11 protein-coding genes are annotated in these 12,740 nt (G+C 44.5%); 7 read left to right on the top strand and 4 right to left on the bottom strand.

The genetic code is table 11. The features are described from left to right. Positions 1–71: 71 nt before the first annotated feature. Together ACYVAA_RS07360 and ACYVAA_RS07355 are read right to left on the bottom strand one after the other, a co-directional pair. Positions 72–452, bottom strand: coding sequence for a four helix bundle protein (locus ACYVAA_RS07360; protein WP_460540040.1), 381 nt, complete (start codon positions 450–452; stop codon positions 72–74). Between the two features lie 68 nt (positions 453–520). Beyond that, positions 521–2,104 carry an acyl-CoA carboxylase subunit beta gene (locus ACYVAA_RS07355; RefSeq protein ID WP_460540039.1) on the bottom strand — a complete coding sequence of 528 codons (1,584 nt, stop codon included), beginning with the start codon at positions 2,102–2,104 and terminating at the stop codon, positions 521–523. 177 nt (positions 2,105–2,281) lie between these two features. Between ACYVAA_RS07355 and ACYVAA_RS07350 the strand changes: the two genes are divergently transcribed. The 3 genes from ACYVAA_RS07350 to ACYVAA_RS07340 all read left to right on the top strand — a co-directional run bounded on the left by ACYVAA_RS07350 (position 2,282) and on the right by ACYVAA_RS07340 (position 5,126). Then, complete coding sequence (locus ACYVAA_RS07350; protein ID WP_460540037.1) at positions 2,282–3,250, top strand: Ppx/GppA phosphatase family protein; 969 nt, start codon at positions 2,282–2,284, stop codon at positions 3,248–3,250. A 198-nt stretch (positions 3,251–3,448) separates the two neighbouring features. Continuing rightward, entirely contained in the window at positions 3,449–4,534 is a 1,086-nt protein-coding gene (locus ACYVAA_RS07345; protein ID WP_460540035.1) for an Ldh family oxidoreductase, read from the top strand. Positions 4,535–4,634: 100 nt separating this feature from the next. Then, positions 4,635–5,126: an OsmC family protein gene (locus ACYVAA_RS07340; RefSeq protein ID WP_460540033.1), complete on the top strand. Its 492-nt coding sequence runs from the start codon at positions 4,635–4,637 to the stop codon at positions 5,124–5,126. An 18-nt stretch (positions 5,127–5,144) separates the two neighbouring features. Here ACYVAA_RS07340 and ACYVAA_RS07335 read toward each other — a convergent pair whose 3' ends face one another. Continuing rightward, on the bottom strand, positions 5,145–6,215 hold the full coding sequence (locus tag ACYVAA_RS07335; RefSeq protein ID WP_460540031.1) for a mannose-1-phosphate guanylyltransferase: 1,071 nt from the start codon (positions 6,213–6,215) through the stop codon (positions 5,145–5,147). A gap of 8 nt (positions 6,216–6,223) precedes the next feature. Then, positions 6,224–7,192, bottom strand: a complete 969-nt coding sequence (locus ACYVAA_RS07330) for a KpsF/GutQ family sugar-phosphate isomerase (RefSeq protein WP_460540029.1) — start codon at positions 7,190–7,192, stop codon at positions 6,224–6,226. Between the two features lie 99 nt (positions 7,193–7,291). Between ACYVAA_RS07330 and recQ the strand changes: the two genes are divergently transcribed. The 4 genes from recQ to ACYVAA_RS07310 all read left to right on the top strand — a co-directional run bounded on the left by recQ (position 7,292) and on the right by ACYVAA_RS07310 (position 12,739). Next, a complete protein-coding gene (gene recQ / locus ACYVAA_RS07325) occupies positions 7,292–9,469 on the top strand; it encodes a RecQ family ATP-dependent DNA helicase (protein ID WP_460540027.1) in 2,178 nt (725 codons plus the stop codon). Positions 9,470–9,486: 17 nt separating this feature from the next. Continuing rightward, positions 9,487–10,779 carry a phosphoribosylamine--glycine ligase gene (purD, locus tag ACYVAA_RS07320; RefSeq protein ID WP_460540025.1) on the top strand — a complete coding sequence of 431 codons (1,293 nt, stop codon included), beginning with the start codon at positions 9,487–9,489 and terminating at the stop codon, positions 10,777–10,779. 147 nt (positions 10,780–10,926) lie between these two features. Then, positions 10,927–12,267 carry a PSP1 domain-containing protein gene (locus ACYVAA_RS07315; RefSeq protein WP_460540023.1) on the top strand — a complete coding sequence of 447 codons (1,341 nt, stop codon included), beginning with the start codon at positions 10,927–10,929 and terminating at the stop codon, positions 12,265–12,267. Then, entirely contained in the window at positions 12,260–12,739 is a 480-nt protein-coding gene (locus ACYVAA_RS07310) for a gliding motility lipoprotein GldH (RefSeq protein WP_460540021.1), read from the top strand. Before ACYVAA_RS07315 ends, ACYVAA_RS07310 begins: the two co-directional genes overlap by 8 nt. Position 12,740: the final 1 nt, after the last annotated feature.

Raw genomic sequence — 12,740 nt, 5'->3', positions numbered from 1 at the left:
AAGTTATTGGGTTAGTGTGTTATTTAGTTATAATGTTACTTGGTTATTAGATTATTCTCTCTCTTCTCTTTTCATTGATTAGCTTTTGAGTTGCTCTTTGCCCTGGAAAGATAAGAAATATACCCGTTCAATAATTTCAAACAATGATTATACAGTTCTCTAAAGACAACCAATTGTTCCCTTGAAATTAAGTCTTCATCGAAGGCTACAATCATATGGTCTAATGTTTCAAAAAGCGATCCTCTTGCTTGCCTGCAAAATTGAATATTTTCTTGATAATGGTACCTTCCAAATCCTTCAGCTATATTATTCCCTACAGACCTAGAAGACCTTTTAACTTGATTAATCAACATAAACTTCTCGTCAACGGGAAAATCACGTACCAAGCCAGAAACAAACATCCTTAACTCCCTAGCTTTTTTCCAAACTTCAAGTTCTTCAAAACTATTCATACTCAAAACTTTAAAAAATTATAACGGTCCCCCAATAACCTAGTCACCAAATAACTCAATAACTTCTTCTAAAGAGGTATATTCCCATGTTTCTTCCTAGGCAAGGTATCCACTTTGTTTTCCAGCATCTTGAACCCACGGATAAGTTTTTGACGGGTTTCGGAGGGCAGGATCACCTCATCCACATATCCGCGGTGGGCAGCCCTATAGGGATTGGCAAATTTTCGGGTGTATTCATCCATCTTCTCCTGAAGCTTCTCTTCCCCGTCTTCGGCCCGGGCGATTTCTTTCTTAAAAATAATTTCTGTGGCCCCCTTTGCTCCCATCACTGCAATTTCGGCCGTTGGCCAGGCAAAATTAAGATCAGCCCCTATGTGCTTGGAATTCATCACATCATAAGCCCCTCCATAAGCTTTTCGGGTAATCACGGTAATTCTTGGAACCGTCGCTTCAGAAAAGGCATACAGCAGTTTGGCCCCATTGGAAATTATCCCGTTCCATTCCTGATCGGTACCCGGCAAAAAACCAGGCACATCTACCAATACCAATAAAGGAACATTAAAACAATCACAAAAACGTACAAACCTTGCTGCCTTAACCGAAGCATCATTATCCAGCACGCCTGCCAAAGACTGGGGCTGGTTGCCCACAATACCGATACTTCTGCCTGCTATTCTGGCAAAGCCCACCACAATATTATCCGCATAATTTTTATGGACCTCCAAAAACGAATCTTCATCCACTATACCTGCCACCACTTCGCGCATGTCATAAGGATGGTTAGGGTTTTCCGGCACTATTTTATCCAGTACCTTTCTGGATTCATCCTCCTTCATGGTATAAGGATACACCGGGGCATCATCTTCACAGTTTTGGGGAACATAACTCAGAATACCTTTGATGTGCTTGATACACTCCACTTCATTGCCACAGGAAAAGTGGGTCACCCCGCTTTTAACACTGTGGGCACTGGCTCCCCCCAGTTCCTCGGCGGTCACATTTTCCTGAGTTACGGTCTTTACCACATTAGGTCCGGTCACAAACATATAACTCGTCTCCTCGACCATCAGGATAAAATCCGTAATCGCTGGTGAATACACCGCCCCACCGGCACACGGCCCCATGATGGCTGAAATTTGGGGAATCACTCCGGAGGCAAGGGTATTTCTATAAAATATATCCGCATAACCTCCCAAAGAGTTGACGCCTTCCTGGATCCGCGCACCACCGGAATCATTTAAGCCTACCACGGGCGCTCCATTTTTCATGGCCATATCCATGATCTTGCATATTTTCTCAGCATGGGTCTCGGACAAGGACCCTCCGAAAACCGTAAAATCCTGCGAGAACACGTAGGTCAACCTGCCGTTTATTTCACCATAACCGGTGATAACACCATCACCCAGATAATATTCCTTATCCAGTCCAAAATCCTTGCACCTGTGCATGACAAACTTGTCAATTTCCTGAAATGTCCCCTCATCCATTAAAAGGTGGATCCTTTCACGTGCAGTAAGCTTGCCCTTTTTGTGCTGGGCAGCAATACGCTCCTCTCCTCCGCCCAAAAGCGCTTCCTCATTTTTCTTTTTTAACAACTCGAGTTTTTCCTTATTTCCCGGCAAAGTGTAGACGCCTTTTGTAGAACTTTTCATGGGCTTATCGTTATGGGTTTAATCAAATATAATCAGCAAGCTTCAAGAGATAAAATTTTCTGACCAATATACCAAGGCCCCAAAACAAAAGATTTACCCATTCATTTGATTAAATAGGCTTATCCCTAAGCTTTTTAAATAAACTGTTTATATTCGCACAACCAAAATGCGCGCATCATGAGACATGCAAAGGCAGCCATTATTGACATGGGCACCAACACTTTTCATCTGCTGCTGGTCGATATTACCAAGGAAGGTTTCCAAACACTTTATAAGGAAAAAATTCCGGTGAAAATCGGGCAACAGGGCATCAGCGAAAACACCATTCATCCTGATGCGCAAAAAAGAGCACTCCATACTTTAAGCCATTTCCGGCACCTTATTGACGGTGAAGGCATTGATAAGATATATGCTTTCGCCACCAGCGCTGTCAGAAACGCCCAGAACGGACGTGAATTTGTAGATACCATCAAAAGGGAACACGGTATTGTGGTCAATGTCATTGACGGAGACCAAGAAGCTCATCTGATCTATGAAGGGATCAAGTTCAGTGGCTCTCTAAATGAGGAAAACAGCCTCATGATGGACATTGGCGGTGGTTCTGTAGAATTTATCATTGGAAACAAAGAGGACGTTTATTGGAAACAAAGCTTTGAGATCGGCGGGCAACGGCTGTTGGATCTATTTCATTACCATGATCCCATTTTGGCAGAAGAGGTCATCAAGCTGACCTCCTATTTGAAAGACAAGCTTACCGACTTGATCAGCGCTTTGGAAAAATACCAACCCAAGCGACTTGTAGGAGCATCAGGGACATTTGACACCCTTACCGACATGTATCTAGCCTCTCTCCACTCCTCAAAAGGAAAAAGCCAGAATGTCTTTCACCTCCCGCGAAATGAATTTGAAAAACTGGCTCAAAAGCTGGTAACCCTCAATAAGGAAGAAAGACTCAAGATCCCTGGTATGATCCCCATGCGTGTAGACATGATTGTAGTCGCCTCATGCCTGATTGAATTTATTTTACAGTATGTGGACGCAAGGGAACTAGTATGCTCCAACTATGCTTTAAAAGAAGGTGTTATCGCCCAATTGATAGACCAAAAGGAAATCCTACCCTGCTCGGGAATTGAAAGCAGCAGATAATGCTGGCTGAAATGGACTTTTCCTCAAAAAATACAATGTATAAATAAGCCTCGTCACCAGCAATCCCACAGCCCATTACCGCCTGCTAGACTACTCGCTTATCAATGCGCTGAGCAATAATTAAGCTTAAGAAAGAAATGGCGGAGAAAATAGGTGGGTAAAAGAATCAACGGTACGGAGGCATAAAATAACAGTAGAATGAACTTTGATTTTGAAAGGCTCTTTACCTTTACCAAAAATGTTTTCATAAAGATGGGCTGCCCTGAAGAAGAAGCCCATACCGCGACAGAAGTTCTGTTATCAGCAGACCTGAGAGGAGTGGACTCCCATGGCGTGGCCCGTTTATCAGGCTATGTGAGGCTTTGGGAAGCTGGTAGAATCAACCCAAAACCAAAGATCAAGATCGTTCATGAAACCCCAAGCACCGCTGTAGTGGACGGAGATGGAGGGCTGGGATTAGTAGTTGCCCCTTTCGCGATGCGCGTAGCCATAGAAAAGGCCAAAAATGCAGGCACGGGCTGGGTTTCCGTAAAAAATTCCAACCACTATGGAATTGCTGGCTATCACGCCATGCAGGCATTACAACATGATATGATCGGCCTTTCAATGACCAACGCCAGCCCTCTGGTGAGCCCTACATTCTCCAAAGAGCGGCTTTTGGGCACCAATCCCATTTCCGTGGCCATTCCGGCCAATGAAGAGCCTCCTTTCGTAGCCGACATGGCTACCACCACTGCCGCCAACGGGAAGCTGGAAATCCTCCAAAGAAAACAGCAGGAAGCACCTCAAGGATGGATACAAGACAAGGAAGGCAATCCCACAACCGATGCTTTTGGGGTAAAAGATGGCGGAGCTTTACTTCCTTTGGGAGGCGACCGTGAGCACGGATCCCATAAAGGATATGCCCTTGGGGCGATTGTGGACATTTTCTCAGCGGTGCTTTCGGGCGCCAACTATGGCCCTTGGGTTCCTCCCTTCGTTGCTTTCCTCCAACCCGACCCCAATCCTGTCGGAGAGGGAATCGGCCACTTCTTCGGAGCCATGCGTGTAGATGCATTCAGACCGTCCGATGAGTTCAAATCCCACATGGACAACTGGATCAAGCGGTTTCGATCTGCCAAAACCACCCCGGGGCATGAAAAGGTCCTTATTCCGGGAGACCCGGAGCGGGAGCTGGAAAAAGAGAGAATAAAGAACGGCATCCCATTATTGGAACCTGTTCAAAAGGATCTTTTTGAACTTGGCGAAAAAATGGGAATACCCACTGAACTTCAGACACTTTAATAGGACACCAGCGGCCTCACCTTCAGGTGGGCCCGCTTTTTTTATTCAGCTCTTCCCTAACTTCTTGGAAAGTATAGCCGTTTTTTTTTAACTTAATACCATGTCAAAATTCCATCATTATCAAACGCTAATAGAGTGGACCGGCAATACCGGCATGGGAACTCGGGGCTATTTGGCCTACCAAAGAAACTTTGAGGTAATCACTGAAGGCAAACCACGCCTAATGGGCAGCTCTGACCCCAACTTTAGGGGGGACAAAAAAAGGCACAACCCTGAAGAGCTGTTTCTGGCAAGCATTGCCTCTTGCCATATGCTGTGGTACCTTCATCTCTGTGCGGAAGCGGGAGTAAGTGTGACCTACTACGAAGACCACGCCGAGGGGATAATGCAGGAAAACAAAAATGGTTCGGGTCAATTTAACGAAGTAGTGCTTTACCCTGTTGTTACTGTCGAGTCCGAAAGTATGAAGTCAAAGGCCATGCAGCTTCACCAGGATGCCCATCAGCACTGTTTTATTGCCAACAGCTGTAATTTCAAAATACGGCACAAACCCGTGGTGCGAATTGCCAAAAAGGAATCCTATACTACCTAAGATAAATCAAGGCGGGGGTCAGATATAATTCTCGCCTTTACTTTTCGCATCCGCGACAAATTCTTTGAATTTTTTCTCCGCATCCAATTTGCAAATCAACAACACATTGTCTGATTCACTGACAAGGTAGTTGTCCAGACCATGAACGACGACCAACTTGTCCGGAGAAACTTTGATATAGCTGTTAGAGGTTTCGTAAAGCATGGCATTGGCATCGACGACGTTATTGTCCTTGTCCCTGTCCTGCAGCTGGTGGATACTCATCCAAGAGCCCAGATCCGACCATCCAAAATCCCCCAAAATCAAATAGACATTGTCAGACTTCTCCATGATACCAATATCAATGGAAACATTCTTGACCAATGAATAGGCCTTTTTAATGAACTCCTTCTCTTTCGGGGTAGAATAATACTCCATCCCCTCTTCAAAAACCTCCGCCATTTCTGGCTGATGCCTTTCCAGCTCTTTGATAATGGATTGGTTTTTCCAAACAAACACCCCGCTGTTCCAGGCAAAATCCCCACTCTCCAAAAAAGTAACAGCAAGTTTGACATCAGGCTTCTCCGTGAAGGTTTTGACCTTTTTCACCTCATCATCCGAATCAATGTACTGAATATAACCATACCCAGTTTCAGCCCGGTTGGGTTTGATTCCAATAGTGATCAAATGCTCCTCCTTCTCCGCCTCGCACTGTGCATGGTTCACCTTCTCCTGAAACGGGATTTCATTAAGCACCAAATGGTCCGAAGGAGTCACAATTACCTTAGCATCCGGGGCTTTCTTTTTGATTACGTAACTGGCATAAGCAAGACAGGTGGCCGTATTCCTCCTGAGCGGTTCACAAAGAATTTGCTCTTCAGAAAGCTCTGGAAGCTGTTTTTTCACAATATCAGCATACACCTGATTGGTCACTACCAAAAAACGCTCCGGACTCGAAAATTTCACAAACCTGTCAAAGGTCATTTGAAGCAAGGTCCTGCCGGTACCCAATAAGTCCAAAAATTGTTTTGGATAATTGTTCCGGCTATAAGGCCAGAATTTAGAACCAATCCCTCCGGCCAGTATAACAATATATGGTTTATCTTGCATGGTCAATATTAAACAATCCCCTCCTTCATTAAATCATGAACGTGAATAAACCCAAACACCTCTTCCATATCCGTCACCACCAATTGGGTAATATTAAATTCTCTCATTCTGTTCAAAGCCCTGACGGCGTATTCCCTCTTATCCATTGTTTTGGGATTTTGGGTCATAATATCTTTTGCTGTCACCTTTGACAGGTCTTGATACCGTTCGAGCATCCTTCTTAAGTCTCCATCTGTAACAATCCCCACAAGCCTTTGCGCCTTATCGACCACGGCAGTTGCCCCCAGTCTTTTTCCGCTGATTTCCAGAATCACGGCAGTCAAAGGAGCATCTTCCTCTACTATAGGCACAGCATCCTTCACCGCCAAATCCTCCACGGTGAGGTACAATTGCTTCCCTAGAGATCCTCCGGGATGATATCGCGCAAAATCATCGCTACTGAAGCCCCTGGCTTCTAAAAGACAAACAGCCAGGGCATCCCCCATCGCCATGTGTGCGGTAGTGCTGGTAGTTGGTGCCAAATTCAAAGGGCATGCTTCTTTTTTGATGGTGGCATTTAAAACAAAATCCGCTTGTTGGGCCAAATAGCTATCCGTATTGCTTACCAATGCTACCAACTTAGACCCCATTTTTTTTAGCATTGGCACCAATACTTTGATTTCAGGAGTGTTTCCACTTTTAGAAATACAAATTACGAAATCTTCCTTTTGAATCATACCCAAATCACCGTGAATAGCGTCTGCTGCGTGCATGAACAAGGCGGGTGTGCCTGTGGAGTTCAGCGTAGCGACAATCTTCGTGGCAACAATGGCACTTTTGCCCACCCCGGTAATCACCACACGTCCTTTAGAACCTAATATCCCCATTACGCAGGATTCGAAACCTTCATCAATGTTGGAAATCATATTTTGAAGGGCTTCGGCTTCGGTTTGAAGAACTTTTGCGGCACTCTTTTTAATATTTTTTATTATATTCAATTTTACCGAGGTTATTATTAAATTTGTACAAAGGTAAAATTATTTACTTTAAATATTTAATGAAAAGCATTCGGCACATCATTAAAAAGAGAGAATGGAGTGGATATAAACGTTAAAGAAAACCTCAAAAAGATTTTTGGCTTCAATCAATTTCGAGGAAACCAAGAAGCAATCGTAGACAATATATTACAGGGTAAAAACACCTTTGTAATCATGCCCACAGGAGCCGGCAAATCGCTGTGCTATCAGCTACCTGCAGTCACCAACCATGGCACGGCAATTGTCATTTCTCCACTGATCGCCCTGATGAAAAACCAGGTGGATCAATTGAATGCCTTCGGCATCAATGCCCATTTCCTAAATTCCACCTTAAGCAAGACCGAGTCCAACCGGGTAAAAAAAGAGGTGCTCAGCGGAGACACAAAACTGCTGTATGTCGCCCCTGAATCCCTGACCAAGGAGGAAAACATAGAGTTCCTAAAAACGGCCAGGCTCTCATTTGTAGCCATCGATGAAGCACACTGTATCTCTGAATGGGGACATGATTTCCGTCCGGAATACCGCAAAATAAAATCCATCATCGGTCAAATCGGCGAAAATCTTCCGATCATCGCCCTGACCGCAACGGCCACCCCAAAGGTTCAGCAGGACATCCAGCGAAACCTGACCATGGAAGAAGCCGACCTGTTCAAATCTTCCTTTAACAGGACTAACCTCTTTTATGAGGTCAGGCCTAAAGTCAAAAGCGACACCAAAAAGCAGCTCATCAAGTACGTAAAATCCCACAAAGGCAAATCGGGGATCATCTACTGCCTGAGCCGTAAAAAGGTAGAGGAAATCGCAGAGCTCCTGAAAGTAAACGGCGTCAATGCCGCTCCTTACCACGCGGGGCTGGAATCCAACACCCGGATCAAAAACCAGGACGACTTCCTTAATGAAGAAGTCGATGTGGTTGTGGCCACCATTGCCTTTGGCATGGGGATCGACAAACCTGACGTACGCTATGTGGTACATTACGACGTACCAAAATCCCTGGAAGGCTACTATCAGGAAACCGGAAGAGCCGGAAGGGACGGACTGGAAGGCCATTGCTTGATGTTCTACAAGTACGATGACATCATCAAGCTTGAAAAGTTCAACAAAGACAAACCTGTAAATGAGCGTGAAAATGCCAAGGTCCTGCTTCAGGAAATGGCTGCTTACGCCGAAAGCTCCGTATGTCGCCGAAGGGTCCTCCTTCACTACTTTGGGGAAAACCTGAAGGAAGACTGCGGTTTCTGTGACAACTGCAAAAAGAAAAAAGACGCTTTTGATGGCCAAAAGGACATCCAGATTGCCATCGAAGCTGTCAAAGAGACCAAACAACGCTTCAACCTCGACCATATCGTCAACGTCATTCGTGGAGAGCAAAACGAATACATGGAGAGCTACCAACATGACGGACTGCCAGTATTTGGTCAAGGCAAAGAGCAAGAAGAAAAACATTGGAGGAGTGTCCTTAGACAGGCCATGATCCTTAATTTCCTCGAAAAGGACATTGAAAACTACGGAGTTATCAAACTCTCGCCTGTCAGTGAAGATTTCCTTAACAATCCCCAATCGGTGATGTTGAGCAAAGACCATGATTTCGAAGAAATGATCGAAAATGATGAGTCTGAAGACATCAATGGAAGCAACAAAGCTTACGACGAGAAACTCTTTGAGCTCCTTAAACTGGAAAGAAAGAAAGTCGCCAAGTCCAAAGGGCTGCCCCCCTATGTCATCTTCCAAGATCCCTCTTTGGAGGAAATGGCCACCGTATATCCTACCTCAAGGGAAGAACTTGCCCAAATAAATGGTGTAGGTATGGGAAAAGTGGCTAAATTTGGGGCACCGTTTCTGAAACTGATCTCGAATTATGTGGAAGAAAACGATATCATCACGGCCTCCGATGTGGTGGTTAAAACTGCGGGAACACGTTCAAAAGTAAAAATATCTATCATTCAGCAGGTCGACCGAAAAATAGATTTAGATGAAATAGCCACCAATCTGAACATAGAAATGTCGGAGCTGCTACAAGAAATAGAACAAATCATATATAGTGGCACCAAGCTTAACATCAATTATTACATCCATAATATTATGGACGAGGAGCGGGAAGATATCCTTCATGATTATTTCATGTCCGCTGAAACCGACAACATAAGGGAGGCTCTAAAAGAACTTGAAGACGAAGATTTTGGAGAAGAAGAGATCCGCGTCTACAGAATCAAGTTCATTTCTGACCATGCCAATTAAAATTAAGATTTAAATTCATGAATATATTATTATTAGGAAGCGGAGGAAGAGAACATGCCTTTGCTTATAAAATTGCCAATAGCCCAAAGTGTGACCAATTATTTGTAGCTCCGGGGAATGCAGGCACCAAGGAAATTGCCCAAAATGTTCCATTGAGCATCACGGACTTCCCCGCACTGAAAGCCTTTGTGCTCGAAAACCGTATTGACCTGATCGTAGTGGGACCTGAAGAACCTTTGGTCAAGGGGGTAGCCGATTATTTTGCAGACCAAGAAGAGACCAAGTCTCTGCCCGTGGTTGGTCCCAAACAGCTTGGTGCTACTTTAGAAGGCAGCAAAGATTTTTCCAAGCAATTCATGCAGCGAAATAATGTCCCTACTGCAGCATCAGAGACATTCACCCAGAAAAACATCGAAGAAGGACTACAGTTTATCCGTTCTCAAAAACTTCCTGTTGTGCTGAAAGCAGATGGGCTCGCCGCCGGCAAGGGGGTGTTGATCTGTGAGTCTTACGATGATGCAGAAAAGTCCTTTAAAGAGATGCTTCTTGAAAGCAAGTTTGGCGCAGCCTCGGACAAAGTGGTTGTGGAAGAGTTTCTTTCAGGCATAGAACTCTCTGTCTTTGTGGCAACAGATGGAAAAAGCTACAAAATCCTCCCTGAGGCAAAAGATTACAAACGTATCGGCGAAAAAGACACCGGCCTGAATACCGGAGGAATGGGAGCTGTTAGCCCCGTACCGTTTGCGGATGCCTCGTTCATGAGCAAAGTGGAAGAAAACGTGGTTAAACCTACGATCAAAGGGCTCGAAAAAGAAAACATTGACTATAAGGGTTTCATATTCATCGGATTGATGAATATGAAGGGAGAACCCTATGTCATCGAATATAATGTCAGGATGGGCGATCCTGAAACGCAAGCTGTCCTTCCTAGGATCAAAAGTGATTTCGTTGACTTGCTATACGCAATCGGAACAGGAAAACTGGCTGAATATCAGCTTGAATTGGAAACATTCACCGCTACTACAGTTGTTATGGTAGCAGGAGGATATCCAGGATCCTATCCGAAAGGAGACGCTATCAGCGGACTGGATCAGGAAAACGGAACCAGTATTACCTTTCATGCCGGAACGACCACCAATGATCAAGGAGAAGTAGTAACCAATGGAGGAAGGGTTTTGGGAATCACAGGCAAAGGAGACAGTCTGGAAGAAGCACTTTCCAATGCGTACTCCAGGGTAAACGAGATCAGCTGGAAAGATGTCTATTTCCGTAAGGATATCGGACAGGACATCTTAAATTATGGTAAATAACACCATAATCACTTCACGAGGAGTTTGCGGTAACGTACTCCCTAAAATATAGATAGATTTATGGCAGGATGTAGTAGCTGCTCTACCACATCAGGAAGCGGAGGGTGCCAAAACAACGGCACTTGTGGTACGAGCGATTGTAATAAAATGAATTCATTTGATTGGTTGGCCCATATGGGAATTCCAACGGTGGATACATTTGACATAGTAGAGATAAAGTTTAAGGGGGGCAGAAAGGATTATTTCCAAAATGCCAACCATCTTAAACTTACCACCGGCGATCCGGTGGTAGTGGACGTACCCAACGGCCATCACATAGGTTATGTATCCCTGCAGGGTGAGCTTGTCCGCCTGCAGATGCAAAAGCGGAAAATCAAAAACGATGACAACATTCTAAAGATTTACCGCCTTGCCAACCAAAAGGATTTGGAGAAATGGGAAGAAGCAAAAAACCGCGAAATCCCTACTCTCTACCGCACAAAACAGATCATTGATGAAATAAAACTTGACATGAAGTTGTCTGATGTGGAATACCAGGCAGACAACTCCAAGGCCACTTTCTATTACTCTGCCGATGACCGAGTGGACTTCAGAGAGCTGATCAAAATACTTGCCTCTGAGTTTAAAATCCGTGTGGAAATGAGGCAGATAAGCCTCAGACAAGAGGCAGGAAGACTAGGTGGCATCGGTGTCTGCGGAAGGGAACTTTGCTGCGCTACCTGGATCCATGATTTCAAAAGTGTAAGTACTTCAGCGGCACGCTACCAAAACCTTTCGCTCAATCCCACCAAATTATCGGGGCAATGCGGCAGGTTAAAGTGTTGTCTTAATTATGAGCTGGACACCTATATGTCCGCACTGGAAGATATTCCAGCCGTTGAAAAACCCTTACAAACAGAAGCAGGACTGGCCAAGCTCCAAAAAACGGACATCTTCAGAAAGCTGATGTGGTTCAGTTATAACAACGAGAACAATTGGCATTCCATTGATTGCGATAGGGTGAGGGAAATCATTGAGATGAACGAGGAGGGCAAAAAGCCTTTTAGCCTGGAACTCGACGACATGATGGACATGGATGAAGATCCAAACAAATCCAATATGGACTTGGAAATGTTAGATCAGAAATTCAAATCCAAAAACAAAAAAAGAAAAAAACGAAAGCCTAGGCCTAAAGGTCAACCAGGCGGTCCCCAAAACACCGGTCAGGCCAGAGAAGCCAAACCTGCAGTAAAACCAGAGGGACAACAGCAGGCTGCCCCTAAGGGCAAAAAACCAAGGAGAAACGCAACCGGCAGAAAAAGGAATGAAACTCCCAAAGGGAATACGCCTAATAAGCCTGCGCCTAAGGCCTCTGCGGAAAAAGGCAATGCAGAAAACCGTTCTGCCCAACCGCAGGGACAGCAAAAACCAAAAACCAACAGAAGAAAGAACGCACCGAGAAAAAAGAACAATAACAACAACCAAAATAAAGGTTCAAAAAATGAATAAGCGTTTTGAGCCAATGTATCTGCTACTCTCTTTTGCAATGCTCTTTACCACTTTGTCTGGCTGTGACGAAAGGAGAGTTTATGAAGAATACTATGGGCTGGAAGATTATTCTTGGCCCGTATCCGATACTTTGAGTTTCAACGTAAATAAAAAAACGGATGGCCAGGTATCTTCAACCTTACGAATCAAATACAATGAGAGCTATGACTATTACAACATCTATGTGAGGTACCTTCTCAAAGACAGCCTGAACAACACATTGGATAATCAGCTCTTAGACCTAACCTTATTTGATCCGAAAACGGGGAAACCATTGGGCAGCGGATTTGGAAATTCTTTTACCCAAACAGGAACACTTCCGCTCAATTCACTGGCTGATTTAGGCCCTATCACCATTCAGCTGGTCCAGTACATGAGAAGTAGCGACCTGAAAGGCATTGAATCGGTGGGCATCAAATTAGAAAAGGAGTGAA

The organism is Echinicola sediminis, assembly GCF_054777495.1.
This window is presented reverse-complemented; position numbering and strand designations above follow the sequence as displayed.

Coding starts and splice junctions, on each gene's coding strand:
- ACYVAA_RS07360 (WP_460540040.1), bottom strand. CDS start 452: ATGAATAGTTTTGAAGAACTTGAAGTTTGGAAAAAAGCTAGGGAGTTA.
- ACYVAA_RS07315 (WP_460540023.1), top strand. CDS start 10,927: ATGAATTCATTTGATTGGTTGGCCCATATGGGAATTCCAACGGTGGAT.
- ACYVAA_RS07345 (WP_460540035.1), top strand. CDS start 3,449: ATGAACTTTGATTTTGAAAGGCTCTTTACCTTTACCAAAAATGTTTTC.
- ACYVAA_RS07355 (WP_460540039.1), bottom strand. CDS start 2,104: ATGAAAAGTTCTACAAAAGGCGTCTACACTTTGCCGGGAAATAAGGAA.
- ACYVAA_RS07350 (WP_460540037.1), top strand. CDS start 2,282: ATGAGACATGCAAAGGCAGCCATTATTGACATGGGCACCAACACTTTT.
- purD (WP_460540025.1), top strand. CDS start 9,487: ATGAATATATTATTATTAGGAAGCGGAGGAAGAGAACATGCCTTTGCT.
- ACYVAA_RS07340 (WP_460540033.1), top strand. CDS start 4,635: ATGTCAAAATTCCATCATTATCAAACGCTAATAGAGTGGACCGGCAAT.
- ACYVAA_RS07335 (WP_460540031.1), bottom strand. CDS start 6,215: ATGCAAGATAAACCATATATTGTTATACTGGCCGGAGGGATTGGTTCT.
- ACYVAA_RS07310 (WP_460540021.1), top strand. CDS start 12,260: ATGAATAAGCGTTTTGAGCCAATGTATCTGCTACTCTCTTTTGCAATG.